We start from the raw sequence: 26,056 nt of genomic DNA, 5'->3' as shown, positions 1-26,056 counted from the left end.
ATAGTTTTGTACTAGTAATCAATTACAGACCACGTATGAGTTTGGCATTATTTTAAGGAAAGCATTATTTAGAAAAGATTAATTTTACAGAGTATCTTCTTCTTAAGAATAACAAAAGATTATAGCTAAAATTGAATTGTGTTATTCATGTATGAAATAAAAAACGGCCAGGAATATCCTGACCGTTTTTTACAATTCGAATTATATATTATGCCGCATTGGAAAAATGCTTTCCTAGCAGCGCATGATAAAAGTCGTTATCAGATAACACACCAATAACTTGGTCATTCTCCGTTAATAACAGGGGTAAACCTGTTTGATAGCGAATTTCCAACGCATTGCGCATCGATATATCAGCATTTGCCATAACGATGGTGTCTTTTGACAAAGATGCGATGGCTGAGCTTTCCTGCCAATGGGCAATCCCCAACGATTCAGTCCCACGCATCGCACCTTGCAATTCACCTTTGTCATCAACAATTAGCTTGGTGCCTTCATGCTTGTTCAGAACCAAAGCCGCGCCGACTTTTTCAAGGTCGCCTAAAGCCGTCATCAGGGAACGACCACGAAGCACATTCAATGGGTTAGTATGCGCAACGAAATCTTCGACATACTGGGTTTCTGGGCGCAGCACAATGTCTTCCGGTTTTCCGTGTTGGATGATTTTTCCTGATTCCATAATGGCAATGTTATTGCCGATTTTCAGGGCTTCATCCAAATCATGACTCACAAACAGAATCGTCTTGTTGAGTTTACGTTGAAGCTCCAACAACTCGTCCTGAAGCTGGTTACGGATCAGTGGGTCTAGGGCTGAGAATGGTTCGTCCATCAATAGAATGTCGCTGTCCATACAGAAAGCACGCGCCAAGCCTACTCGCTGCTGCATGCCTCCGGACAGCTCGTGCGGCAGCTTATCATGCCACTCACTCAAGCCGACCATGTCCAGCTTTTCCATGGCGCGTTTGCGGCGCTCTGCTTTACCCATGCCTTGCATTTCCAGGCCAAAAGCAACGTTGTCTACCACGCTGAGCCAAGGCATCAGTGCGAACTTCTGGAACACCATGGAAACGCGGTGTGAGCGGAGATCACGAAGCTTGTTTGCATCAATGCCGTTAAGCTCCACCATCTCTTCGCCATCTCGTACTTTCAGAGAGCCGCGGGTCACTGGATTTAAGCCGTTCACAGCACGCAGCAAACTGGATTTACCGGAGCCGGACAGCCCCATCAATACACAAATTTCGCCTTCGTCGACAGAAATGGTGGCGTTACTGACACCGACCACGTTGCCAGTTTCTTCCTGAATTTCCTGACGGGTTTTACCTTCGTCCAGCATGGAGATGCTGCGCTCAAGCCCATGACCAAAAATCACGTCGAGGTTTTCAATCGATACTGCTTTCATGATTAACCCTCTTTACCTTGTGAAGCCGGCGCTTTGCAGAGACGGTCGAGAATAATAGCGACTAATACAATCGCGAGTCCTGCCTCAAAGCCTTGTGAGATGTTCACTGTATTCAGAGCGCGGATAACAGGTTTACCCAAACCGTCCGCACCTACCAGCGCAGCGATGACCACCATTGAAAGTGACAACATGATGCACTGGGTAATGCCTGCCATGATGTTTGGCATGGCAGCTGGCAGTTCCACTTTGAACAGCAACTTGCTTGGTGTAGCGCCAAACGCTTTACCCGCTTCTATCAACTCTTCTGGCACGCTTCGGATACCGAGATAAGTCAGGCGGATAGGTGCAGCAATGGCAAAGATAATCGTGGAAATCAGACCCGGCACGACACCCAGTCCAAACAGAACCAGTGTAGGGATCAAGTAAACGAACGTTGGTATGGTCTGCATCAAGTCCAGAACCGGACGCATAAAGGTATACAGCCAAGGTCGATGCGCGGCGAGAATACCCAACGGCACGCCAAGTAGTACCGACAACATCGTAGCAGTAAGCACCAGCACGAAGGTTTCAATCATCTCCGTCCAGTAGCCCAAATTCAAAATCAGCAGAAGCGCTGCAACAACAAAAATCACCAGCGATACGCGTCGGTGAAGCAGCCAGGCGATGCCCGCAGTCAACGCAATAGGCACATAAGGTGGGAACCATTGCATCACATCGACGAGGGAAAGAATCAGCCATTCAAGCGAAAGTGAAAGCGCGTCGAAAAAGCCCGCTGCATTGTAGGTTAGCCAATCGACAACGGTTTCCATGTAGTCGCCGAGTGGAATTTTATTATCTGTAATCCAGTTCATGTGTACTCCAAAATCCATATTGATGTGCTGGGCTGATGGTAAGCCCAGCACCTGCTTTCGCGGTTACTGCTTGCGAAATGCAGTTGGGTTTACTGGATATTGAGGTGAGCTTTCACCGCTGGCAGTGCATCTTTGCCGTCTTGTGTTTTCACGCCGTCCAACCATGCAGTCAGTACGTCAGGATTGCTTTGCAGCCATTCCTTCGCAGCCACTTCCGGTTTCTCACCGTCGTTCAGAATGCCGTTCATGATTTCGTTTTCCATTGGCAGGGTGAACTTCAGGTTGGTCAGCAGTTTGCCGACATTCGGACATTCCGTTGTGTAGTTCTGACGTACGTTGGTGTAAACATTCGCGCCGCCATAATTAGGGCCGAAGTAATCATCACCACCGTCCAGGTATTCCAGCTCAAAGTTGCTGTTCATTGGGTGTGGCGCCCAGCCCAGGAACACAATCCACTGGTCACGTCGCACGGCACGTTTAACCTGAGACAACATGCCCGCTTCGCTTGATTCAACCAATTCAAACTCTTTCAGTCCGAAAGCGTTGGCATCAATCATGTCCTGAATCAGACGGTTACCGTCGTTACCTGGTTCGATACCGTAGATACGGCCTTTGAAGTTGTCTTCAAACTTTGCGATATCAGCAAAGCTCTTTACGCCACCTTCAAAAGCATACTTTGGTACGGCCAGGGTGTATTTAGCACCTTCCAGATTCATACCGATGGTTTCTACGGTGCCCGCCTCGCGGTATTTCGCGATGTCACCTTCCATGGTCGGCATCCAGTTACCGAGGAATACGTCGATGTCGCCATTTGCCAGCGAGGTATAGGTAACAGGGACAGACAACAGTTGGATGTCAGTGTTGTATCCCATACCTTGCAGTACAAGCGTGGTCGCAGCGGTCGTCGCGGTAATATCCGTCCAGCCCACATCAGAGAAGCGGACTGTTTCACACTGGTTTGCCATTGCTGGCATGGCAGTAAGACCTGCCGCCAGAGTGATGCTCAAACCTGCCAGTCGCTTGGTCTGTTTATTATCCATGGTTACTTCCTCTTCCTTTCTTTTTGGCTGAGGGCGCAACGACTTGCTGCGCCCTTCCGTTTTTACTTGGGTGTTGCTGATGTTGCTTGTCGCCTTAACCTCGCATACTGCATAGCTCGCTTACTGCAAAGGATTCAGGCGTTGCTGGGTTTCCCAGTTTGGGTCAATCCACACCGACACATCCGTCGGCGCCTCCATGGGCTGCCCCAAAATCATGTCTGCAGCACGCTCGGCGACCATAATGGTTGGGCCATTCAGGTTGCCGTTCGGGATCGTTGGGAACACAGATGAATCCACTACACGGAGGTTGGCAATACCGCGAACCCGAAGTTCGTTATCGAGCACGGCCATGTCATCGCTGTCCGCCCCCATTTTGCAGGTGCACGATGGGTGATAAGCGCTTTCCACATTCGCCTTCACCCATGCATCAATTTCTTCGTCGGATTCAACTTTCATACCCGGTTGGATTTCGCCATCGCGATAAGGCGACATCGCTTCCTGCGCCAGAATCTCGCGGGTTAAGCGAATGCAGTCGCGCCAGTCCTGTTTGTCCTGTTCGGTGCTGATGTAGTTGAAGATGATTTCCGGTTTGTCATTGGTGTCGGCACTTTTAATGTGCACATGGCCACGGCTTTCCGGTTTGTTTGGCCCAACATGAACCTGGAACCCATGCCCCTCCACCGCAGACTTTCCGTCATAACGGATTGCTGCCGGCAAGAAGTGATATTGAATGTTTGGCCATTTAATACCCGCGCGGCTTCGGATAAATGCACAGGATTCAAAGTGATTGGTCGCTCCGAGACCATCTTTGAACAAAATCCAGCGAGTACCGATCAAACCTTTACTGACAAGTCCCAGCTTGCCGTTCAAAGTGATGGGTTGTTTGCAGAAGTATTGGAAATAAACTTCCAGATGATCCTGCAGGTTTGCACCCACACCTGGCAGATCATGTTTTACTTCCACATTTGCATTTTCCAGCACGGATTTCGGGCCCACACCAGATACCTGCAACAGTTGCGGAGAACCGACAGAGCCAGCAGCACTGATCACTTCTTTACGTGCTTTCACCTCGAACGACTGACCGCCTTTTTCATAGGCAATACCTGTTGCGGCTTTGTTCTCTATCAGGATTTTCTTGACCGTGACGCCCTTAATCAGTGTCAGGTTGTCACGCTTTAACGCACGGCGAAGATAGGCATTTGACGTAGAGGCACGCACACCACCATCCACGGTCATGTGCATGGGTCCAAAACCTTCCTGCTGATAACCGTTGTAGTCTTCTGTGACCGGATAGCCAGCCTGCTCACCCGCATCAATAAACGCGCGATACAGCGGGTTAAGCGCCATATCGTTACCGTTGCAGGTGCCGACAGGGCCGTTGCCGCCGCGGTATTCGTCTTCGCCGCCAATCCAGGTTTCCGCACGCTTGAAATACGGCAGACAGTTTTGATAGTTCCAGCCAGCTGCACCATTGGCTTCCCATTCGTCAAAATCACAGGCGTGACCTCGAACGTAAACCATGCCATTGATAGATGAACTTCCACCTAAAACCTTGCCGCGAGGACAATGCAGCTTCCTGCCATCCAGTCCTTCTTCCACTTCCGTTTCAAACTGCCATGCATACTTTTCAGTGTTCATTGGATACGACAGTGCTGTCGGCATCTGAATGAAAATGCTTCTGTCAGTGCCACCCGCTTCAAGGATCAGCACCTGATGCTCACCTGACGCACTCAGGCGATCTGCCAGTACACACCCCGCCGATCCAGCACCAACAATGATGTAATCAAATTCTTTGTTCGACATTCCAGCCCCGATCTCTTATGCGTAAGGACTGTCTACATCGCCCAATTCGACGTAAACACTCTTGGTTTGGGTGTAGCTGCTTAGGGTCTGGATACCGTTCTCACGACCAATACCGGATTGCTTGTAACCGCCAACCGGCATTTCCGCCGGGGATGCGCCCCAGTTGTTTATCCAACAGATACCCGCCTGAAGCTTGGCAATCACGCGGTGTGCGCGGGAGAAATTGGTGGTGAATACGCCTGCTGCAAGGCCATAAGAGGTGTCATTCGCTCGGGAAATGACTTCCTGTTCGTCGCTGAACCGCAGGACAGACATCACAGGGCCGAAGATTTCATTTTGAACATGTGACATGTCATCGGTGCAGTTCGCAAACACGGTAGGTGCAACGAAGTTTCCTTTCGCCAGTTCACCTTCTGTCACTTGGTATCCACCACACAACAAGGTCGCGCCACTTGCTTTACCCTTTTCGATAAAGCCGAGCACTTTGGATAGGTGGTCTTTGGAAATCAGTGCGCCGATTTGGGTTTCTGGGTCGGTAGGGTCACCCACCACCAGTTGTTCCGTGCGAGCTTTCAGTTTCTCAAGGAAAGTGTCATACATATCGTCATGGACAAAAACGCGGGTACCGTGTGTACACACCTCACCTTGGGTGTAGAAATTTGCAATCATCGCGCCAGATACTGCGTTATCAATATCAGCATCGTCGAAAACGATCAGTGGCGATTTACCACCCAGCTCCATGGTGACAGGCTTTAGCGTACCCGCGGCATCAGCCATGACCTTTTTGCCCGTACCGCACTCACCGGTGAAAGACACTTTCACTATATTTTCATGGCGCGACAGCATTTGACCCACGCGGTAGTCGCCTTGAACCACGTTGAATACGCCATCTGGCATACCTGCTTCGGTAAAGATTTCTGCCAGTTTCAGCGCCGTTAGCGGTGTTTCTTCCGAAGGCTTAAACACCATGGCATTACCTGCCGCAAGAGCAGGGCCCGCCTTCCACATCGCGATTTGGATCGGATAGTTCCAGGCACCAATGCCTGCACACACGCCGAGAGGTTCTTTGCGCGTGTAGAAGAATTGATTTTCGCTCAAGCTTTGCTGTTCGCCCTGAATAGCCACAGCAAGACCCGCGTAGTATTCGATAACATCCGCGCCAGTGACCACATCAACATACTGCGCTTCCTGCATTGGCTTACCGGTATCCAACACTTCCAGTGCAGCCACTTCGTCATTGCGTTCACGCAGGATTGCTACCGCTTTGTTCAGAATGCCGCGACGCTCTGCAGCACTCATTGAAGACCAAACCTTGAAGCCTTCCCATGCGGAAGTCACAGCGATATCGACGTCCGTTTGGCTTGCTTGTTGTACTTCAGCAAGCGCTGCACCGGTAGCAGGATTTAATGTGGTAAAGGTTTCGCCGGAAGTCGCATTTACATACTGTCCGTGAATGTATAACTGTTTAATATCCATTTAGTTTTTGCCTTTTGATACGGATTCAACATCTTTCAGCTGAAGCTTGAGATAATCTTCGACTGTCGCCATTGCTGCACGCGGATCAATACCTTCCGGCGCAAGCGCACCACGAAGCCATATTCCGTCGATCAATGCTGCAATGCCTTGGGCAACGAAGTTAGCGCGCTCAGTAGACATCAGCTTTTTCAATTCAATGCGAAGGTGGGATAAGAGGCGTTTTTCATTGACACGCTGCAATCTAAAAAGCACAGGTTCATGCATTGCGTGCGACCAGAACGCCAGCCAGGTTTTGGTGACCGCTGTATTCACCTGATTCGGACCAAAGTTGCCTTCAACAATCGCCAGAATCCGGCCATATGCATCATTTGGCGATGTACCATTGAGACGCACCTGCACGCCTTGAGAAAGCTCTCGCAAAACGGAACGCATCGTTTCTTCGAGTAATCCGTTTTTGCCGCCAAAGTAATGGTTGATGATGCCTGCCGACACACCCGCTTTACGGCTGATCAGTGAAACGCTGGCACCTGCCAAGCCTACTTCATCTATCACCGCCATGGTGGCAGCAACAAGCTGCGGGCGGCGAATTGCTGGCATCCCTACTTTTGGCATTCCGCTCTCCTTTTTTCTTGCATTCAATCTCCCTAAACACCATCACATTTAGGTTAAAAATGTAGCGCAGATGTTTTTTGATTGAACGTTCAATTAAAAATAGACTTACAAATTAAACATTTGTTGTCAAAATAATATTTGATGTGTAAAAGTGAAAAATGAACAACCTAAAGAATTTAACACTTTACATTCAATGATATACAGCTGATTACTGGCGTAATGGTGAAAGGAACGATTGAACAATATTTAGCACACTAAACATTTTTGAGGGCACTTAACCGCCCTGGCACTCTCATATTGAGAGTGCTGTTCCATGCTGAAGTGTACGCCTAAACAATCTGAAAGTGGGTCACTGAACCATGCGTTTGATGATTTTGACCGTGATTAGCGGGTAAACGATCAACGAAACCAAAATCATCAAAAATGCCATGCCAAGGAACAAGGATTGATATTCAAAAGTGGAAGGCAGCAACAGAATCAAAGCTACCGATACGGCTCCCCTCGCACCGGAGAAATTCAACAGCCAGAATTCATCTGTAGACAGTGCTTTATGTTCTACACGCATGACTGGTTTTAAAGTACCTAAAGCAATAAACCGCGCAGCGAACAATAGAATGAGAGCGAGTACGGTGTAAAAAACAGGCAATGTGGAATCTGATGTCAGTGTGAAATAGCTGGTGCCCAACAGAAAAAACAGCAAGGCATTCGCCGCATAATCCAGGTATTCCCATACTTTTTCTTCTGATTCACGGTTCTTGCTGTCGTGATCCGGCTTGTAGCCGTATGCCAACGCCGCAGCGAATACCGCCAAGATTCCCGAGAAGTGAAGGAATTCAGCCAGCACAAAGCTACCATAAGCCAATGCCAGCGTAATATTGGTGGTAAGGATGTAATGCGAAGTGTGCATTAGCCTTAATACCCATCTCGCAACCCTTCCAAGCACAGCCCCAGAGATCAGTGCGCCAAAAATGTGAGTAACAAAACTGAACCCTGTTTGCAGAGCATCGAAGCCTTCATCGCCAAATGTCAGAAGCGCGAGAATCCCCGCTACGGTTACCACAAACCCGTCATTGAGAATCGACTCTCCCTCAATCAGCAGCTTTTGGTTTTCCGTCACGGCTTCATTCCCTTTAAACAGCGCACTGACAGCTAGCGGATCAGTCGCGGAGATGATCACGCCAAATAGCAGTGCAGGAAGCCAATCCACGCCAAGCAGAAGATACAAAGCACCACCAACAACAAGCATGCTGATGATAATACCTAGCGTGCCTGCTAACACAGCAGGCAGCAAAATAGGCCGAAAATGGAACAAGCACATCTTCTTGGTAGAAGCGAAAATCAGTAGCGGAACAAATACATAGAGGACAACTTCCGGATGCAGTACCAATTCAGGCAGTCCTGCATCAGAGGCAGAGGCGACCCACCCATAAAGCAACCCGGCAAGCAGAATCCAAATGATGTCAGAAAATACCATCCAACGTTCGGATACATAGAAAATAGCATTCAACGCAACCCAGCCAAGCGCGGCGTACGTCACCAGAGCAGGAACAGATTCAGTCATAAGGCTCTAAAAGTTCAGAAGAGGATTGAGTTAACCCTAGCCAGTTTTTAGTGACGAGAGCCACCTTCTCAGAGCAAGAAAAGAGAGATTGATTCCTTGGGTGCAGATTTTGAAAATGTGGTTAGAAAAGGGGCTTGAGCCCCTTTTAGATTGACTCCGGAAGCATTGGGTTTATGTTTAGTTTCCCCAGAATGTGTCTTCTGAAACCTGATCTGCCGAGTAAAGCCAAGCTTCAACAATCTTTCCATCCTCGATAGTCAGCATATCGACACCGACCATACGCATTGATTGGTCTCCACGTGCAGCCGAAAACTCGACGATCACAGCGACATTGTTTTTATTGCCACCAACAACGTTAAAGGTTTCAATTTTAAATGAGCCTTGTGACACTTCCATCATGCCGCCAATCATGCCAAAAACTGCTTGCGCACCTTCGTGCTTTCCCGAAAAGTGATTGTTTCCTGGTTGGTACCAAACAACATTTGGTGCTATCAGCGCACCCAGTGTTTCCAGATCACCCGTTTGTACTGCCTGAAAATAAGTTTTGGCCACTTCCAAGTTCTTGCTTACATTGCCTGCATCCATCTCAATGTCCTCTTAGATTTTAAACTCGCGACTTTTTGGGGCTGTTGACCTTTTGTTTACGAATTAAATCTTATGAGGCAACTCGATAGCGAAAAACCGTATAAAATGAACACACTGTTTACTATTTGGATTCAATGTGAACTTAACGCATCTAGAAACCTTCAAGGCCGTGGCTCAACTAAGCAGCTTCTCAAAAGCGGCAGATTCAATGGGCGTATCCAAAGGACTGGTCTCACGACACATTCGTGCTTTGGAGAGTGAGCTATCGTGCAGGCTGTTCTTCAGGACAACACGTTCCGTCGTACTTACAGAACCTGGAAAAGAGCTCTTCAGCGCCGCACAGCAAATCGAAACGATCTCCCAGAAAGCGACGCAAAGTATCAACATGTTGACTCAAGACGGCTATGGCTACATCCGGTTTACTGCACCAGATGCGCTAGGCCCTCTTATTGCCCAATCAGCCCTTCCCGCCTTTGCCAAAGAGAATCCCAACATACACTTAGAACTGGATTTCACTACGGACATTAAAGATGTTGAATTTGGTGAGTCCGACGTGGCGCTGAGATCTCAAAAAGCCCTACCTGACAACCTAGTTGCGAAAGATATTGGCGCTTTGAAAGACATACTGGTTTGCTCACCTTCGTTGGTTAATCGTCACCCAATAAATACTTTGAGTGATCTTCTCAACGTGGCATGCCTTAAAAGCTCATTTGATGCATCTTGGAATGATTGGTCATTGCACTCTGAAGACGGGCAAAGGGTTCAACTCACTATTCATGGGCAATACGCCAGCTCAAGTTATGAGGGGCTCATATCACTGGCGATGGGAGGCTTAGGAATCGCCTGCATTCCTCTGGCCTTGGTTGAGAAATCACTGGCAGATGGCAGTCTCGTTCGTGTCTTACCGAATTGGTCAGCCAGTCAGCATCATTTAAACCTCGTCTATACACACCAGCGTTTCTATCCCAAAAAGTTAAGGGAGTTTATTGATGCGGTGCTAGCGTGGAGAAAAAGCAACAGCCATTGGTTCATTGCATAATCGCGACTGTATCATTTCCGAAGAATAACCCTTTTCCTTACTGCTCTATGCTGAAAACGTATTCGAACGAAGGAAGCAAGCGATGGCCGAGCAAGCGGGAGGAGAGCAGGAAATTACAACACCACGTAACCCCCAATCAGGAGTAATGCGTCGATTTCTCGCCAGCCATCAAAGCTCGCTTCCTATTCTTTTCCTTGCGGTATTCGTTGGCTTATTAGCAGGGCTGCTCTGTACTTTCTTCGATATCGCCATTGATTGGGTCATCACGCAACGTAATGAATGGTCAAAAGCCCATGGCGAAATGTCGCTGCTGACCATAGTTACAGTTGTCTTCAGTAGCGCTTTGCTCTCTGCATTCGGCTTCCTTTTGGTAAAGAAAATCGCCCCGGAAGCAGCCGGCTCTGGGATCCCTGAGATAGAGGGCGCACTTGATGGGCTTCGTCCCGTTCGTTGGTGGCGGGTAATTCCAGCGAAGTTCTTTGGCGGTATAGGTGCCATTGGTGCAGGACTGGTTCTGGGGCGCGAAGGGCCTTCGGTGCAAATGGGCTCCAGCGTCGGCAGAATGATCACTGATATATTCCGGCTCAATGATGATGAAAGTCGCCACACCTTGGTCGCTTCTGGGGCTGCAGCAGGTTTAGCTGCAGCCTTTAACGCACCACTTGCAGGAATTATGTTTGTCGTTGAAGAGATGCGCCCTCAGTTTCGCTATAACCTGATTTCGATTAAGTCTGTCATGATTGCCGCAATTGTCGCGACCATTACCTACCGATATTTTCAAGGCCAAGGCGCCATGATCCCCCTACCAGCGCATACTGATGTGCCTTTGGAAGCACTGGGACTTTTCTTGATCCTGGGGCTGATGTTTGGTGGTTTTGGCGTACTGTTCAACCGAATGGTGATTTGGAGTATGGACGGTTTCGAGCGCCTCCACCGACATGAGACTAAACGGTTTATTGGCATTGGCGCAGCACTCGGAGCCATGTTTGGTGTGATGATCATTATTCTGCCTCGATTAACTGGCGCAGGTGAAAATCTCATCACAGATGCCGTTGGCGGGTCGTTTACGCTTTCGATGCTTCTACTGCTATTCGTGGCCCGAACCGTCACCACGCTCGCGTGTTTTTGTTCCGGCGCGCCTGGCGGTGTTTTCGCTCCTATGCTTGCACTGGGAACGCTCTTCGGTACCTGTTTTGGTGCCGCTTGTATGTTGGTATTTCCGGACTTTGACATCACTATCGGAATGTTTGCTGTCGCGGGCATGGGCGCGCTGTTTGCTGCTACTGTTCGCGCGCCCATCACCGGAATACTTCTGGTGATCGAGCTCACCCATAACTATGAGCTGATCCTCCCTCTTTTAATTACGTCTCTCGGTGCAACCATGACGGCGCAGGCCATGGGTGGAAAACCGCTCTACAGTCAGCTATTGCAACGTACACTGAGTAAGCAAAAAGCGGCCGACAGCACTGAAACTCAAAATACGTCGACATAAAAAAGCCGCTTCAAAAAGCGGCTTTCTCGAGGGGGAGTCTGTTTATTTTAGGCCGTCTGCGCCTGTCGGTTGCCGTAAGGGCTTTTTAAGTCAGTCAGCACTTTCGCACCATACATACCGCGATAGAAAACCCACAGGTAAGTGACACCCGCAGTCAGCATACCAATACCCAATGGGATCAGCAGCAGGTTCATCAACGCCAGAGGCACAGCAATCCAAAAGGTGCGAATAATCCAGCGGAAATGGTCGACATACATGTCTTCCCCGGCTTCCAGAGCTTCTTTGCGCTTAAAGTATGCAAATGCAGCACCCGCAATGCTGAAAACACCAAAGGTCAGCAGGCCACTAAGCAGCAGCATGTAAGCGATCATGGCAGAAGATTTGAACTTTGAAGGCTTTGTATCTGTTGTCATTATATTTGTACTTATTTTTACGTGAGCGTGAAAAAAGCGCATGTTAATTCATTAAATTGACCCAAATCAACACATCAATAAACATTTAGATAAATCACGTTACAAACCCAATTTTTTGTTCATTTAACAAGCAAAAATGAACAACTGAGATAAATTTACCGCCCAAATATTATTTTTCGTGCAAATATTCATCAAAATTGTGTTCTCAATTACCCTTCCTTTGCCGGTAACGCCTTTGAATAACCTTTGCCATATAGCCAATCACAACCAGGTTCATACCCAACGCTAGATATGCCATGGTTTTGCCTGTAGTGATCACTTCATAGACTTCGAAAGGCAAATATATCGCCCCACTTGCCAAAGCAAACCACTCTGTCCAACCGAAGGCTCGCCACAGTCCATAGGCTTCGACAAAACGGACACTGGCATATAGCACCGTTCCCAAGGCGAATAGGGTCAGGTTCCTGTCATCAACACTTGCCAACGCTTTATGAATCACACTTGGAATTTCTCCAGCGGGATTAAGCCGCAAATGGCGCAGCATCTGTTCGCAGAGCGCTTGGATTTCAGCACCACCCAATTCATGCAAAGCCAAGCCCACAATCAAGGCAAGTAAACCCTTCCCTGCCTCCAAAACGGCAATGGCTCTCAACCCTTTGGGTTGGTGACTCTCTATCGTTTGATGACTCACATTCAGGTACTCACAGCAAAAGCTTATTAAGCGTGGGCAGTATCGTGATGAGATGCAGTCACAGAGACAAGAAAAAGGGCTCATAATGAGCCCTTTAGGAAATGAACGTCGGTTAAATCGAGTAGATGAAGTAAAGCTGGGCTTTCATTCGGATGATGATGCCACGAATCACATCAAGGAAGCTCATGAAGCCGATCGGTTTCTCACCTGATACCCACGCCAGTCCCACTGCGCCGACAGGAATGTCATAACCTTCCGGCTCTTCCAGTTTCAGCCTGACAAAATGGTGCTTGTTGGCAAGATTTGAACCTGTAGTCATGCGTACATTGTCGTCAGTGGCAATCAGTCGTGCCTGAGATTCTCCTGTTGCTTCAACAATCCCCTCTACTTCTGCTTTAAAGATCTTACCTGGGTAAACCGGGCTCGCGAATTCAGCATACTGCCCCACTTCCACATTACGGATAGCCTGATGGTTCACCCGCATCAGCACATATTTTTCGTCGGTGTACATATGGATGCGAGGAACCATACCTACATACTGACCTTCGCGCATGATGAAGTTAGTCACGTAACCATCTGCCGGCGCACGTACTCGGGTTTGTTCAAGGTTCCACTCAGCCTGCGCAGTATTCTCTTTTGCACTTTCCAAGTCTGCTTCTTTAGTGGCGACTGCCAGCATCGATTTTTCTTTGTTCAGACGCGCTTGCTCAACCCCAATCTCCGCCTTTTGTATCTGCTTTTCGAGCGTCGTGATTTGCGCTTCGGCAAGTTGGACTTTATTGCGTTGCTCATCCATCACAGATTCCGTGACTGTATTTGGTGCACGCTTATTCTGAGTGATGTATCGGTTTAGCTGGTTGGTCTTCCATTTGGCATCTTCTTTTGCTGCTACCAACTGGCTTTCAAGCACATTGAGATCAGCTTTCGTTGCTTCATATTGCTGTTCATTCAAAGAGACATCCTGAATCGCCACTTCGAGTGCCACGTTTGCCGCATGCTCGGCAACAGCGGCACGATTAAGAGCGATTTCGTAAGGTTCAGCATCAAGCGTGTAAACAAGCTGACCCTCTTCAACACGTTGGTTTGGATTAACGTAAATTTGATCCACATTGCCACGAATTTGATTTGAACCCGGGCGCAATTGAATATGCGGAGACTGCACCACAGAACCGCCAGTTAGGTCCATCGGCGTGAAATTCAATAATCCAATCCAAACAAAAATCAGCCAAGAACCACCGCCAATGTATGCGAATGCCTTGCTATAAACGTTCCATGGCATGCCAACCAGGCGAAGCAGGTAAATAAAGAGTGCCCATACGGCCAAACCTTCAAGCATGATTTTCCTCCTTCTCGCTAACTGCCTTTGTGGCAATTTCGGTTTCATTGACTGGCGCACTCGGTTCACGCCAGATGTCCCGGATCTTTCTCAGTGCTTTTTCTCCATCCACAAACGCGAGAATCACGGCAACCACCCACACCCAATGCCAGATAAAACCAATCCATGTCAGGGCGGATATCAATCCCATTTGGTGGTGCTGCTTTTTACGGGCTTTGCTGACAGGCAATTCATGGACTTTCCAGAAGCCAAACGCGATTGCACCAACCGATCCCAAAAGAACAACCAGCGCGACCACATGAAGGACTGTATCCGTGGTGGTATCTACAAAAGGGGTTGCCAACAGGCTCATTCACATACTCCGATATTTATTCAATGCGTGAATGCTCACACAGGAAGATTATCGGCACCTGAATATGGATTGATTGCGTTAAAATTACGTATATATTGAACTCTTCTATCCACATTAAAGTGATATGCATGTTCGACATCTCATTTATCCGTATCGCCTATATCCGCCCTCTGATCAGCGGAGCATGTTCGAAATATCACTTAACTCCGGAACAACTGGGTATTCCATCCTCGCTGTATAGCGATGAAATGGCGCTCGTTCCCCATGCAGTAGTCAATGGATGGCTAACAAAGATCGCCGAGCTCTCTGGCAACCCGTCTTATCCACTCGCCATTGCAGATTCCCTGGCGATTTCCTCCATTGATGTGAAAGCAAATTGGTTTATGTCTGCACCGGATTTGGCAGTCACCTTCAGGCGAATCAACTATGGTTTGAGCTGCTTTCACTCAGGCGCTCACTACGTGGGAAGGCAATCAGGAAAGTTGTTGAAGTGGTGTTATGACAACGAATACTCAGGAACAGCGGCAGTTATCGATTCACTGCGCGTCGCCATTATGATGACTTCCGTTCTTCGCCATTTTACCCATGAAGGTTTTGCACCGCTGGCAGTCAGGATCAAAGGGACGGATATCGATATCAACGCTGCAAGCGAATGGTTTGGATGTGAAGTGAAGACAGGTTGTGCCATGACGGAAGTCTGGTTCGATAATAAACTACTGCTTTTGGAACATGCCGTGCCACGCGACCATAACAAAGCAACACTGATTTCTTTGTTTGATTTGGATGAACTGGTCAATATGCCGCAACGCGATGATCCCACCAAAGCGCTGTATGAAGTCGTGAACTTCACCCGTCATTACGGCATGCCCTCTTTGGAAACGGTCGCATCAACATTGGGTCTTTCCACGCAGCAATTGCAGCGGCGATTACATCGACTGGGTTTCAGTTTCTCGTCCATGCGGGGTTATGTGCTGAATAACATTGCGGCGAGGTACATGTTAAAGGGCTATGCCCCGGATGAGGTTGCCCGTCTACTTGGCTACAGCAACCCACAAAGCTTCACCAAAGCCTTCCAACGCGTCCGTGGGTGTACGCCGAAAGAGTACATGCGACGTATGGAACACTGATCGCGCAAACAATAAGCATGCAGCCGATCTGCCCTTCCCTTTTCTATTGAAAACACAGTAATATTTGTTTGCTCATTTTGAGCATTATTCTCAGGGCGGGGCGAAATTCCCCACCGGCGGTATGTCAGCACGCAAATCATTGTAAGACTGGCGAGCCCGCGAGCGCCCAGGCGCATGCTTGGGGTCAGCAGACTTGGTGAAACGCCAAGGCCGACGGTTATAGTCCGGATGAAAGAGGATGATAAAAATGCACCGATTCACGGCGGCGTTCGCTTAGCCGAAGATCGGTGGATTGCGCATAGCTGCGTTCGCAGTTTGCGCTCATCTATGCCCTGATTCTGGTATTTAAACTTAGGAGTTACCATGAATCAGACTCACACATCTCTACTTTCTGGCACCCCATTTGAGCGCGTTGAAGCGGCGCTTGAAGCACTGCGTTTGGGTAAAGGCGTTTTGCTTCTCGACGATGAAGATCGCGAGAATGAAGGTGACATCATTTATTCTGTAGACCACCTAACCACTCAGCAAATGGCACTTATGATCCGCGAATGCTCCGGCATCGTTTGCCTGTGCCTGCCTGAAGAACAAGCCGATAAGCTCGAACTTCAGCAAATGGTGGCCAACAATAACAGCGCCAACCAGACCGCTTTTACCGTTTCCATCGAAGCGAAAGTGGGCGTCACAACCGGCGTTTCTGCGGCTGACCGCGTCACTACGATCAAAACCGCCTCGAACCCAGATGCAAAACCTTCTGATCTGGCGCGTCCTGGCCACGTGTTCCCACTCCGCGCACGCAAAGGTGGTGTTCTTGTCCGTCGTGGTCACACCGAAGGCACTATCGATCTAATGCAAATGGCCGGCCTTTCGCCTGTTGGTGTTTTGTGTGAGGTGCAGAATGAAGATGGCTCCATGGCAAAAGCGCCAGAGATCGTCGAGTTCGGTAAGAAGCATGACATGCCAGTACTGACCATCGAAGACATGGTTCAATACCGTCTCGCGTCAGCGGAGAAGATCGCTTAATCTTTCGAACGATAAGCAATTTTGAGATCGCTCACACTTTTAGATTGATGAGCGGTCTCTATTTTGTAAAAGAATAATTCCTCTCATCGTGCAAGCTATCACCAAATTGTTAACCCCACTCCTTCTTTCGGAAAGCAAAATTCACCCAACACAAGAACCACTCGTCATTCCATTCACGCAGTGAATTTCATCAATCCTTTTTATCTTCAGCATCCAATAGCTGAATTGATATGGATTGCATTCATCATGAGAATTTCTAGATACAACACTGTGAACTGGAAGTTTATTTTATGAAAAAACACTTTGAGCTCATCGACAAGCCGACTTTCTTCGGTGCGTTGGGGCTGCTGTTTTCTGTCATCGTTCCATTGCTGGTTTGGCCTGACCAAGGCGCAGAGTGGATTGCGATTGCAAAAACCTTTATGACAGACAAGCTGGGCTTTATGTACCTGGCTCTTGGTATCGCTGCCTTCTTTTTTATGGCTTACATCGTTTTCAGCGATATCGGACAAATCAAACTTGGTGACGCAGACGAGAAACCAGAGTTTGCAACCGGCTCTTGGGCTGCGATGCTTTTCTGTGGCGGTATCGGTGCCAGTATTCTTTACTGGGGCACTATCGAGTGGGCTTACTACTATCAAAACCCTCCTTTCCAACTGCAGGCTGGCAGTGAAGAAGCCGTTCGTTGGGCGGCGACCTACGGTATTTTCCACTGGGGGCCAATTGCTTGGTCTATTTACCTGATCCCCGCTATTCCAATTGCTTACTTCTTCTACGTTCGTAAACAGCCTGTACTGAAAGTATCTGCGGCGCTGATGCCAGTGATTGGAGAAGCACGCAGCCACGGTAAGCTGGGCAAGTTCATTGATGTACTCTTCATCTTTGGTCTTCTGGGTGGTGCTGCAACCACATTAGGTCTGGCCGCACCATTGATCAACGAAGGTATCAGCTACCTGTTTGGCATTCCTTCTACCACAGTGACTCAAATCGGTGTTCTGCTGCTTTGTACCGCGCTGTTCGCCTACTCGTCTTACAAAGGTATGGATGAGGGCATCAAGGTTCTGAGTAACATTAACTTTTGGGGTGCACTCGGTCTGCTGGCATTTGTACTGTTTGCTGGCCCAACGCTGTTCATGCTGGAAACCGGTTTGGACTCCATCGGTCGTATGCTGTCGAACTTCTTCGTCATGGCAACCTGGGCAGAACCGTTTGGTGGCTACGGCACGTTTGAAGACACCCACTTCCCGCAAGATTGGACTATTTTCTACTGGGCATGGTGGCTGGTATTCGCGCCAAGTATGGGTCTGTTTGTGGCGCGTATTTCGCGTGGCCGTACTATCAAGCAGATGGTCTCAGGCTCCATCTTCTTCGGCTCGCTGGGCTGTGCGCTGTACTTCATGATCCTGGGTAACTTTGGTCTGTCGCTGCAACTGTCAGGTCAATTGGATGTTGTTTCTATCCTGAATGAGAAAGGCGCGACAACGGCGATTTTCTCAATCCTTGAGCAGCTGCCTATGAGCACTGTGGTTATCGCTGTGTTCACGATTCTATGTATCATTTTCACCGCGACCACGTTCGATTCCATCTCGTTCATTCTGGCTTCTGTAGTACAGAATAACGTGACTGAAGACCCGCTGCGCTGGAACCGTCTGTTCTGGGCATTCACCCTGTCTGTGATGCCTTCTATCCTGATGTTTATGGGTGGTCTGGCAACGCTACAAACGGCGGCAATCGTCGGCGGCTTACCTCTGCTGGTGATTGCGGTCATGCTGATGATCTCGGGTGTGAAAGCAGCAACGCTCGACCTTTCACATCAGGAAGGCTACGAAGACCCAACCATCAACATCGAAGAGTTTCCGGAGGTTGACCCTTGGTCTCGTGAAGGTATGGCTATGGCAAAGTTTGAACGACTGAAAGACGAAGCGATCACAGCGGCAAACGAAGAGCGTGAGAAGTTGGATGCTATCTGGGACCTCAAGAAAAACATCCGCGCAGAAGCGTTGTCGCGAGGCGAAACTGGCATGGAATTGGGCGATGCTCCTCAAGAGCAGCTGGATGAAATCCAACGCCTGACTGACGAAGCCATGGCCGCCAAAGAACATAAGCTTCAGGCTTCTGAAGCAGCGCAACAAGCACGTATCGAGTTCAATGAACTGATGCGTGAGAAGAAGCGTTTAGAGCAAGAAGCGGAAGAGCAAATGGCGTAAACCGCCAACATGGCATGATAAAGGGCACAATTTGTGCCCTTTTCTTTCATCTAAATGTTTCTATCTCAGAAACGACTGTTTTTCGTTCAAAGCCCAAAGCCCGTTCAGACTTTTTTACAGAGTCAGGCTCGAAGATTCTGAATTTGTTCTTACCCATATCTTTTGCTTCATACAAGGCTTCATCAGCAAGACGAACCAAGCCATCGCTATCTATACTGTGGTCTGGGAATACGGCAAACCCGATGGAAAGCCCCACCTGAATCTCAATATCATCCACATAAATGGGTTTACCCACTGCTTCGATTAAGCGTTGGGCGATATCCGGCAACATATCCCGGCTTTCGGGTCCGTTATAGATAATAGCGAACTCGTCTCCACCCAACCTCGCAACCGTGTCTTGCTCCCGGCATTGTTTAAGCAGCCGCCCAGCGACGATTCTCAAACATTCATCACCGATCGGGTGTCCGTGCAAATCGTTGACGGGTTTGAAGTCGTCCAAATCCAAGATGGCCAGGGCAACATGACGTCCCTTCAAACTTGCTGCATGCAAAGCCAGCTTTAAGTCATCACTAAACCGAATGCGGTTAGCCAGCTTGGTTAGAGGGTCGGTCATTGCCAGTTCGGTAATTTTCTCCTCGGCTTCCAAGCGTCGTCGGATTTCTTGCTTCAAGCGAAGGTTCCAGTAATAGAAAAGGCCTATCGTAGTGGCAGAGCAGATGAAAATGGCGAAAATCACTGACCAGAACAATCCCCAATCTATCCCTGTTTCATAGCGAACAGGGAACCAGCGTTCAAAAATCTCTTTTCGTTCTAGCGGAGAAATATCATTGATGGCGATGTTGAATAGGCCTACCAGTTCTGGTCTGTTTTTGTTCACCAACATCGAGAGCTTGGCGTTGGATGGCAACACACCACCGATTTTCACATTGGTGATGTGATGATCCTGAATCACATACACCAATGACCCCAGCACAGAAACAAATCCAAACAGCTCTCTGGATTCTACTTTCTTTAATCCTTCCTCTGTGCTTTCAAATGTCTGGACGGTTAAGTGCGGATAAAGCTTTGGGATCACTTCGGCTGCAGGCGAGTTAGCCAGTACGCCGATTGTTTCGTCACCAAGGTTGACCAAGTCATCAACAAAGGGAGCGTCGACATGCGTTGCCAACGCACGATGTGAAATAAAATAAGGTTCGGTGGCTAAATAATCTTGAAGTTTTTGTTCGGTCGCTACGTCTGCAACAATGAAATCACAGACACCTGCTTTTAAGGCTTGCAGGCTTTCGTAATAAGACGCTGTGGGGTGAAGAACGAAAGGAAGACCAAGTTTTAGGCTGATTAACTCGGCATAGTCTGCCAAAACGCCGACGTATTCTCCGTCATTATTTATTGCTTCAAAGGGTAACCAGTTCGGTTCCACACACATGGAAACATGGCCTAAAGCACGAACTTGGAGTTTTTGTTGGTCGGTCAACTGTTTTGCGCGCGCGACTTCAGAGAACATCACCATACAAAACAGGATAAAAAGATAACGCTGATACTGCCCAGAAATCTGTGAAATAACCGGTGAAAGTTTGGCCATGGCTTCCTCCCCAAAAAAGGTTACCGATTTGCCGCAACCCTAGATGTATTCTGCCATGGAGCAACACGAACATTGTGTATCAATAATAAAACAATCGTTGCATTGATTGAATTATCATGAGAAATGAAATTGCCTTCAAATCATCACACCAAGCATTATCCATTCATATAGTGAATACCTCCAACCCATAAGCGTAAAACTAGATTATTATTCTTTTAATAATTCTCGCTCAAACTCAAATTGATCAAATACTCGATTAGCATGGATGCATTTTTTCTTTTTTTATTAGTTAGATAACAGCATTACACCCCATGAAAACGCTTTCATTACCTATCAGAATTTTCAACTTCATTTATTAGGGTTTCATAAACAATTTTCCCACTCGAATTTCAACAAATTTCTGATTGATGTTTCATTCACAAAAAAGAAAATTCTGTCATAACAACACAATGCATATACCCACAGCCCACATTTCTATAACGACTCGCCACGTTTCTACCCGTCTGAGAGGTCCGAAATCCGTTTTGTACGTCGCCGGCGACTTCTCATTGCGAAACCAGAGTCTATTGAGCTTCCTCTGGATTTATTAGAGTAATAGCTCTAATATGTTCGCAACTTCCTCATGCGGAAACCATTATGCTTGCCAGAAAACCCCTCCTTGTCCGTTTGATCATTGCATTGATGCTTTTGCCCAGTGTGAGCAACGCTGAGCCCATGACCTTTGAGCAGGCATGGCAATCAGTCCTGACCCGAAATGATGCGATAGCCGCTGAACGCGCTAACGTTCAGCGCGCCGAACACATGCGAAACGCCGCATCGGCACATCACCTTCCTGCGATTTCACTTAGTGGTAACTACACGCGCTTGGACCAGGACGTTGAACTCAAACCGTCTCAGCTAGCTCACCATATGAATGGTGGCGATGCATTAGGCCAATTGGCTGGTTCCGTTCCTCAATTAGCTCCGCTGATGGGGAACCTCGATAACCTGCTGACCACCACGTTGGCCGACCGCGATATCTACACCAGTTCGATCCGCGCTATCTGGCCGATCTTTACCGGCGGCCGTATTCTTGCAACGGAAGACATTGCCAACGCCCAGCGCGACGAAGCCAGCTTCTTGATGCAAATGGCTCAACAGGCGAAGTTTGAAGATCTAACGAAAGTCTATTTTGCGACCGTGCTTGCAGAGCAGGTATTGAACACTCGCATAGAGGTGGAGCAAGGGCTCGAAAAACACCTCGACCACGCGAAAAAGCTGGAAGAACAGGGGCAAATCGCGCGCGTTGAACGCTTGCAAGCGGAAGTCTCTTACGACAAAGCCAAGACCGAACGCCGTAAAGCCGAACGCGACCTGGAAATCGCGCAAGCTGCGCTGCAAACACTGGTGAAAAGCGATGCACCGGTGACGCCATCCAGTGCCCTATTTACTCAGAAACACGCCCCTGCGATGGCGCCATTCATGCAAAAAACACTGGCGGATTATCCCGGCCTGAAAGTGTTGGACGCCAAACGCGAACAAGCTGATGGCTTGGTTAACCTAGAGAAAGGCAAGTACTACCCGCAGGTTTATCTTTACGGTAACTACAACCTCTATGAAGGTGATTCCTTGACCGCTGAATTGGCACCTGACTGGGCAGTTGGCGTGGGCGTAAGCATTCCCCTTATTGACAATGGTGGCCGTTCAGACAAAGTGAAAGCCGCTCACAGCACCGCACTTCAGGTTCAGCACCTTCGCGCCCAAGCGGAACAAGACCTTTCACTGCTGGTTGAGAAAACATGGCGAGAAGCAGGACAAGCACTGGAAGAGTACCAAGGTTTGGCTTCAAGCATTTCCCTTGCACAAGAAAACCTTCGCTTGCGTGAAAAAGCCTTCGCACAGGGGCTTTCCACTTCACTCGATGTCGTCGATGCTGAGCTTTATCTCGCCAGCATCAAAACCCAGCAGCTTGCAGCGTCATACCAATACGTGCTGTCGCTTTCCCGTCTACTCGCTGTTAGCGGCGAGATGAATCGTTTCCCAGAATTTCAGGCGGCATCACTCCAATCAACCCAACCAATAAAGGGATAAATCACAATGAGCAAATTGAAATCTATTGCGCTGGCCTTGCCTGCTGCTGCCGTTATTGGTTGGATTGGCTACAGCTTTTACCAAGCTTATCAACCCGTGCCTGAGCGTTTTCAAGGTCAGATTGAAGCGCAGCAATACAGCATTTCATCGAAGGTCGCTGGCCGTATTGATAATGTGTTGGTGCGTAAAGGTGAAACCGTGAATAAGGGCGATTTAATTTTCACCCTTTTCAGCCCAGAGTTGGATGCCAAGCTGGAGCAAGCGAAAGCCGGACAACAAGCAGCAGACGCCATGGCAGAACAAGCTGAAAGCGGCGCTCGCGAGCAGGAAATCAGCGCTGCGCGCGACCAATGGCAAAAGGCCCGTGCTGCGGCACAACTGGCGGACAAAACCTACAAGCGTGTCGATGCGCTCTACAAAGAAGGTGTTGCCGCCGAACAAAAGCGCGACGAGGCTTACACCCAGTGGCAAGCGGCGAAATACACAGAAAATGCCGCGCTCCAAATGTATGAACTGACGAAAGCCGGTGCGCGCTCTGAAACCAAACGGGCAGCGCAGGAAAAAGTTCGCATGGCAGCCGGTGCAGTTGCAGAAGTGGAAGCCTATGCCAAAGACACCAAGATTCGTAGCTGGTATCAAGGTGAAGTCAGCCAAATCCTGCTTCACCCTGGCGAGCTGGCACCGCAAGGTTTCCCGGTTGTCACTGTCATCGACATGAAAGATGCCTGGGCAGTCTTCAATATTCGCGAAGACAAACTACGTCAATTTACAAAAGGCGCTCAGTTTGAGGCGAACATTCCCTCTCTGGGAGAACGGGCTTATGAGTTTGAAGTCACCCATGTTTCCCCTTTGGGGGATTTCGCGACCTGGCGTGCCACCAATAGCCAGAACGGCTATGACATGCGTACCTTTGAGGTGGAAGCCCGCCCTTTAACACCTATTGAAGGTCTGCGCGCAGGCATGAGTATTCTGGTTTCCGAGCAGACTCAGGGTTGATCACCATGGAGAAACCTTCGTTTGCATCGCGGCTTCTAGATGAGTGGCGATTAACTTCATCAGATAAGTGGCTAACCACGCTGCTGGGCTGGTTACCACTGGCGTTGTTTCTGTTGGTGTGGGCGATTTTCTCATCAGGCACAGGTCGCAATTTGCCCATTGGCGTGGTCGATCTTGACCATAGTGCCATGTCGCGGAGCCTCACCCGTTACTACGACGCCAGTCCTACGTTGGAAACTCAGAGTTTCTCCAGCGTTCAAGAAGCTACCGCTTCACTGAACAGTGCGGAGACTTACGCTACCGTCATCATTCCCTCGGACTTTGAGAAAGCCACTCTTCGCGGCGAAAGCCCAGAAGTGACGGCCTTCTACAACAGCCAATATATTCTGATTGGTAAGCTGGTGAATGCGGCGATTACCCAAAGCCAAAGCACCTTTGCAGCCATGGTCGAAACCAAAGGGAAAATGCTGCATGGCACAACGGTTTCCTCACAAGCAGCAGGACAGTCTGTGCCTGTCCGTTTTCAACTAGTGCCGCTGTTTAATAACGGCACTAACTACGCGCAGTTTCTTGTCTCCGCAATTATTCCCGCACTTTGGCAAATTGTGATTGTCGCGAGCGGCATGCTTTCCATGGCACTGACCGACAAACGCATAGGGCTGGAAAATCACTTCAAGCAAGGTTTGTTCTCGGCGCTAATCGCAAAAGTAGTAGGCTTGCTTGTTCCGCTCTGGCTGATGGGCGTTGTCTTCGCCACCGCCATGCACTTTGGGTTGGGCTGGCCGATGAACGGAAGCTGGACGTTACTTTTCGCCTCACAAGGCTTGATGGTGTCAGCAGGTCTCGCGGTAGGTTCCTTGCTGTATTTAGGCACACGCGATGCAACCCGTGCGATGAGTTTGGTCGCAGGTTTTACCGCGCCGGCCTTTGCGTTTATGGGAGTGAGCTTTCCAGCCAGTGACATGCCGTTTCTGGCGCAGTGTTGGCGCGCAATGTTACCAGTGAGTCATTACATCACGGTGCAAATTGGCCAGTTCAACTATGGCGCCACCCTGCTACAAATGCAGCCCATGCTTCTCGCTTTGGCAGCTTTCAGCCTGATTTGGCTACTTGTCGCCACTAAACTCAAGCGGCTCTGCCGCTCAGCGACGCTAATTCAGGAGGCTGGCATATGAGTTGGGCTGCGTTGTTTAAGCAAGAACTGAAAGCGCTGTTTACCAATCCGGCAGTGGTTTTCACCGTGTTTGGCGGCATCATTATCTATTCGCTGCTTTACCCATTGCCGTATGAAAACCAACTCCCGCGCGAACTTCGTGTTGCGGTAGTCGATCACGATAACAGTCAGGAAAGCCGCACGATCGTTAGAATGTTGGACGCCACCCCACAGCTTTCTGTTGCGATGCGATTGAGCACAGAGAGGGAAACCAGCGCTCAAATTGCCGGTGGTAATATCGAAGGTGTCGTTGTGGTTCCGCAGCACTTCTATCGCGACCTATTGATGGGCAAAAGCCCGGTCATTTCCGTTGGAGGAGACGCTTCTTTCTTCCTGACCTACGGCACTATCGCAGAAGGTGTCGTCAATGCGGGCAACACACTTGGCGCGTCAGTAAAAACGACGCGCGCCATGATGCAAGATACGCCAATGGAAGCAGCCACCAAGCAAGTAACTCCGTTCTCACTAAATATGGTGCCAGTTTATAACCCAACGACTGGCTACGGGAATTATGTTGTTCCCGGCGTGTTTATCCTGATCTTGCAGCAAACTTTGCTGATCGCTTCCGGCATGCTGGCCAGCGTAAACTCACATAACGGGGCGAAAAATCTTATCGTGCGAACCTGCATTCTTACTGCGATTTACAGTGTAATGGCAATGTACTATCTGGGCGCAAGCCTTGAGATAAACGGGGTTAATCGTTTGGCTGAGCCTGTAAATCTCATCATCATTATGATGCCTTTTTTGCTGGCGACGATAGGCCTAGGTACGGTGATTGGAAAGTGTCTTTCAAGGCCGGAAATCATTACCTTAACGGTCTTGTTAAGTTCGATGCCTCTGCTGTTTACATCGGGATTTGTCTGGCCAAGCAGTGAGCTGCCAGTGTGGTTGAACTCTTTGGCGCAAATCGTACCTTCCACACCCGCTATTCAAGCGACTATTCAGCTCAATCAAATGGGCGCGACTATTCAGAGTCAGCTAGGACACCTTTCTCAACTATGGCTACTAACTGTAGTTTTCGGCGCTATCGCCTTGCTGGCAAAAACTAAGCGTACAGCAAACCAACCCCAATAAAAAAAGAACCCTGCTAAAAGCGGGGTTCTTTTTAAATATACCCAAATAGCCTGAAGATGCCGGATTCAGCGAGATTGACTGGCGTTGTGATCGCGGCGTTCCTTTGCAGGTGTAGTC

22 protein-coding genes and 1 riboswitch are annotated in these 26,056 nt (G+C 48.8%); of the genes, 9 read left to right on the top strand and 13 right to left on the bottom strand.

Going from position 1 to position 26,056, the window contains the following annotated elements; genetic code table 11:
* Positions 1-208: 208 nt before the first annotated feature.
* The 8 genes from choV to D515_RS09380 all read right to left on the bottom strand — a co-directional run bounded on the left by choV (position 209) and on the right by D515_RS09380 (position 9,327).
* On the bottom strand, positions 209-1,399 hold the full coding sequence (gene choV / locus D515_RS09415) for a choline ABC transporter ATP-binding protein (protein WP_002538029.1): 1,191 nt from the start codon (positions 1,397-1,399) through the stop codon (positions 209-211).
* A gap of 2 nt (positions 1,400-1,401) precedes the next feature.
* Positions 1,402-2,250, bottom strand: a complete 849-nt coding sequence (gene choW / locus D515_RS09410) for a choline ABC transporter permease subunit (RefSeq protein WP_002538028.1) — start codon at positions 2,248-2,250, stop codon at positions 1,402-1,404.
* An 89-nt stretch (positions 2,251-2,339) separates the two neighbouring features.
* The gene (locus D515_RS09405; protein WP_002538027.1) at positions 2,340-3,290 is read right to left on the bottom strand and encodes a choline ABC transporter substrate-binding protein; all 951 of its coding nucleotides are present in this window, start codon (positions 3,288-3,290) and stop codon (positions 2,340-2,342) included.
* Between the two features lie 120 nt (positions 3,291-3,410).
* Positions 3,411-5,093, bottom strand: a complete 1,683-nt coding sequence (betA, locus tag D515_RS09400; protein WP_002538026.1) for a choline dehydrogenase — start codon at positions 5,091-5,093, stop codon at positions 3,411-3,413.
* Positions 5,094-5,108: 15 nt separating this feature from the next.
* On the bottom strand, positions 5,109-6,569 hold the full coding sequence (betB, locus tag D515_RS09395; RefSeq protein ID WP_002538025.1) for a betaine-aldehyde dehydrogenase: 1,461 nt from the start codon (positions 6,567-6,569) through the stop codon (positions 5,109-5,111).
* Positions 6,570-7,181 (bottom strand): transcriptional regulator BetI, encoded by a 612-nt coding sequence (betI, locus tag D515_RS09390; RefSeq protein WP_002538024.1) that lies wholly within the window; start codon positions 7,179-7,181, stop codon positions 6,570-6,572. It abuts the gene before it with no gap.
* 349 nt (positions 7,182-7,530) lie between these two features.
* Positions 7,531-8,742: a cation:proton antiporter gene (locus tag D515_RS09385; protein WP_002538023.1), complete on the bottom strand. Its 1,212-nt coding sequence runs from the start codon at positions 8,740-8,742 to the stop codon at positions 7,531-7,533.
* Positions 8,743-8,919: 177 nt separating this feature from the next.
* Positions 8,920-9,327, bottom strand: coding sequence for a nuclear transport factor 2 family protein (locus D515_RS09380; RefSeq protein ID WP_002538021.1), 408 nt, complete (start codon positions 9,325-9,327; stop codon positions 8,920-8,922).
* A gap of 136 nt (positions 9,328-9,463) precedes the next feature.
* Here D515_RS09380 and D515_RS09375 point away from each other — a divergent pair, with 136 nt between their 5' ends.
* Both D515_RS09375 and clcA read left to right on the top strand, forming a co-directional pair.
* The gene (locus D515_RS09375) at positions 9,464-10,366 is read left to right on the top strand and encodes a LysR family transcriptional regulator (RefSeq protein WP_002538020.1); all 903 of its coding nucleotides are present in this window, start codon (positions 9,464-9,466) and stop codon (positions 10,364-10,366) included.
* An 82-nt stretch (positions 10,367-10,448) separates the two neighbouring features.
* Positions 10,449-11,858, top strand: coding sequence for a H(+)/Cl(-) exchange transporter ClcA (gene clcA, locus D515_RS09370; protein ID WP_002538018.1), 1,410 nt, complete (start codon positions 10,449-10,451; stop codon positions 11,856-11,858).
* A gap of 47 nt (positions 11,859-11,905) precedes the next feature.
* Here clcA and D515_RS25010 read toward each other — a convergent pair whose 3' ends face one another.
* The 4 genes from D515_RS25010 to D515_RS09350 form a co-directional block, all read right to left on the bottom strand.
* A complete protein-coding gene (locus D515_RS25010) occupies positions 11,906-12,271 on the bottom strand; it encodes a DUF4870 family protein (RefSeq protein WP_051997490.1) in 366 nt (121 codons plus the stop codon).
* A gap of 205 nt (positions 12,272-12,476) precedes the next feature.
* Complete coding sequence (locus D515_RS09360; protein WP_239643955.1) at positions 12,477-12,962, bottom strand: DUF2127 domain-containing protein; 486 nt, start codon at positions 12,960-12,962, stop codon at positions 12,477-12,479.
* Positions 12,963-13,074: 112 nt separating this feature from the next.
* Complete coding sequence (locus D515_RS09355; protein ID WP_002538012.1) at positions 13,075-14,298, bottom strand: HlyD family secretion protein; 1,224 nt, start codon at positions 14,296-14,298, stop codon at positions 13,075-13,077.
* Positions 14,291-14,650: a hypothetical protein gene (locus tag D515_RS09350; RefSeq protein WP_002538011.1), complete on the bottom strand. Its 360-nt coding sequence runs from the start codon at positions 14,648-14,650 to the stop codon at positions 14,291-14,293. Before D515_RS09350 ends, D515_RS09355 begins: the two co-directional genes overlap by 8 nt.
* A 128-nt stretch (positions 14,651-14,778) precedes the next feature.
* On the opposite strand from D515_RS09350, the gene D515_RS09345 reads away from it, so the two are divergent.
* From D515_RS09345 to D515_RS09335, 3 genes are all read left to right on the top strand, one after another.
* Entirely contained in the window at positions 14,779-15,777 is a 999-nt protein-coding gene (locus D515_RS09345) for an AraC family transcriptional regulator (RefSeq protein WP_039849849.1), read from the top strand.
* Between the two features lie 82 nt (positions 15,778-15,859).
* Positions 15,860-16,021: riboswitch (FMN riboswitch) on the top strand.
* 119 nt (positions 16,022-16,140) lie between these two features.
* Positions 16,141-16,797, top strand: a complete 657-nt coding sequence (gene ribB, locus D515_RS09340) for a 3,4-dihydroxy-2-butanone-4-phosphate synthase (RefSeq protein ID WP_002538010.1) — start codon at positions 16,141-16,143, stop codon at positions 16,795-16,797.
* Between the two features lie 290 nt (positions 16,798-17,087).
* Positions 17,088-19,004, top strand: a complete 1,917-nt coding sequence (locus D515_RS09335) for a BCCT family transporter (protein WP_002538009.1) — start codon at positions 17,088-17,090, stop codon at positions 19,002-19,004.
* A 46-nt stretch (positions 19,005-19,050) separates the two neighbouring features.
* Here D515_RS09335 and D515_RS09330 read toward each other — a convergent pair whose 3' ends face one another.
* The gene (locus D515_RS09330) at positions 19,051-20,586 is read right to left on the bottom strand and encodes a diguanylate cyclase domain-containing protein (protein ID WP_002538008.1); all 1,536 of its coding nucleotides are present in this window, start codon (positions 20,584-20,586) and stop codon (positions 19,051-19,053) included.
* Between the two features lie 636 nt (positions 20,587-21,222).
* On the opposite strand from D515_RS09330, the gene D515_RS09325 reads away from it, so the two are divergent.
* Genes D515_RS09325 through D515_RS09310 form a run of 4 tightly spaced genes read left to right on the top strand, consistent with a single transcriptional unit; the run spans position 21,223 to position 25,939 of the window.
* Positions 21,223-22,656 (top strand): TolC family protein, encoded by a 1,434-nt coding sequence (locus D515_RS09325; protein ID WP_002538006.1) that lies wholly within the window; start codon positions 21,223-21,225, stop codon positions 22,654-22,656.
* A 6-nt stretch (positions 22,657-22,662) separates the two neighbouring features.
* Complete coding sequence (locus tag D515_RS09320) at positions 22,663-23,652, top strand: HlyD family secretion protein (RefSeq protein ID WP_002538005.1); 990 nt, start codon at positions 22,663-22,665, stop codon at positions 23,650-23,652.
* A 5-nt stretch (positions 23,653-23,657) separates the two neighbouring features.
* A complete protein-coding gene (locus tag D515_RS09315; RefSeq protein WP_002538004.1) occupies positions 23,658-24,827 on the top strand; it encodes an ABC transporter permease in 1,170 nt (389 codons plus the stop codon).
* Entirely contained in the window at positions 24,824-25,939 is a 1,116-nt protein-coding gene (locus D515_RS09310) for an ABC transporter permease (RefSeq protein ID WP_002538002.1), read from the top strand. The genes D515_RS09315 and D515_RS09310 overlap by 4 nt, the downstream gene beginning before the upstream one ends.
* The last annotated feature ends 117 nt before the right edge of the window (positions 25,940-26,056 follow it).

The sequence above is a fragment of the Grimontia indica genome (assembly GCF_000333895.2).
Lineage (GTDB): Bacteria > Pseudomonadota > Gammaproteobacteria > Enterobacterales > Vibrionaceae > Enterovibrio > Enterovibrio indicus.
This window is presented reverse-complemented; position numbering and strand designations above follow the sequence as displayed.

Coding starts and splice junctions, on each gene's coding strand:
- choV (WP_002538029.1), bottom strand. CDS start 1,399: ATGAAAGCAGTATCGATTGAAAACCTCGACGTGATTTTTGGTCATGGG.
- choW (WP_002538028.1), bottom strand. CDS start 2,250: ATGAACTGGATTACAGATAATAAAATTCCACTCGGCGACTACATGGAA.
- D515_RS09405 (WP_002538027.1), bottom strand. CDS start 3,290: ATGGATAATAAACAGACCAAGCGACTGGCAGGTTTGAGCATCACTCTG.
- betA (WP_002538026.1), bottom strand. CDS start 5,093: ATGTCGAACAAAGAATTTGATTACATCATTGTTGGTGCTGGATCGGCG.
- betB (WP_002538025.1), bottom strand. CDS start 6,569: ATGGATATTAAACAGTTATACATTCACGGACAGTATGTAAATGCGACT.
- betI (WP_002538024.1), bottom strand. CDS start 7,181: ATGCCAAAAGTAGGGATGCCAGCAATTCGCCGCCCGCAGCTTGTTGCT.
- D515_RS09385 (WP_002538023.1), bottom strand. CDS start 8,742: ATGACTGAATCTGTTCCTGCTCTGGTGACGTACGCCGCGCTTGGCTGG.
- D515_RS09380 (WP_002538021.1), bottom strand. CDS start 9,327: ATGGATGCAGGCAATGTAAGCAAGAACTTGGAAGTGGCCAAAACTTAT.
- clcA (WP_002538018.1), top strand. CDS start 10,449: ATGGCCGAGCAAGCGGGAGGAGAGCAGGAAATTACAACACCACGTAAC.
- D515_RS25010 (WP_051997490.1), bottom strand. CDS start 12,271: ATGACAACAGATACAAAGCCTTCAAAGTTCAAATCTTCTGCCATGATC.
- D515_RS09355 (WP_002538012.1), bottom strand. CDS start 14,298: ATGCTTGAAGGTTTGGCCGTATGGGCACTCTTTATTTACCTGCTTCGC.
- D515_RS09350 (WP_002538011.1), bottom strand. CDS start 14,650: ATGAGCCTGTTGGCAACCCCTTTTGTAGATACCACCACGGATACAGTC.
- D515_RS09345 (WP_039849849.1), top strand. CDS start 14,779: ATGTTCGACATCTCATTTATCCGTATCGCCTATATCCGCCCTCTGATC.
- ribB (WP_002538010.1), top strand. CDS start 16,141: ATGAATCAGACTCACACATCTCTACTTTCTGGCACCCCATTTGAGCGC.
- D515_RS09335 (WP_002538009.1), top strand. CDS start 17,088: ATGAAAAAACACTTTGAGCTCATCGACAAGCCGACTTTCTTCGGTGCG.
- D515_RS09330 (WP_002538008.1), bottom strand. CDS start 20,586: ATGGCCAAACTTTCACCGGTTATTTCACAGATTTCTGGGCAGTATCAG.
- D515_RS09325 (WP_002538006.1), top strand. CDS start 21,223: ATGCTTGCCAGAAAACCCCTCCTTGTCCGTTTGATCATTGCATTGATG.
- D515_RS09320 (WP_002538005.1), top strand. CDS start 22,663: ATGAGCAAATTGAAATCTATTGCGCTGGCCTTGCCTGCTGCTGCCGTT.
- D515_RS09315 (WP_002538004.1), top strand. CDS start 23,658: ATGGAGAAACCTTCGTTTGCATCGCGGCTTCTAGATGAGTGGCGATTA.
- D515_RS09310 (WP_002538002.1), top strand. CDS start 24,824: ATGAGTTGGGCTGCGTTGTTTAAGCAAGAACTGAAAGCGCTGTTTACC.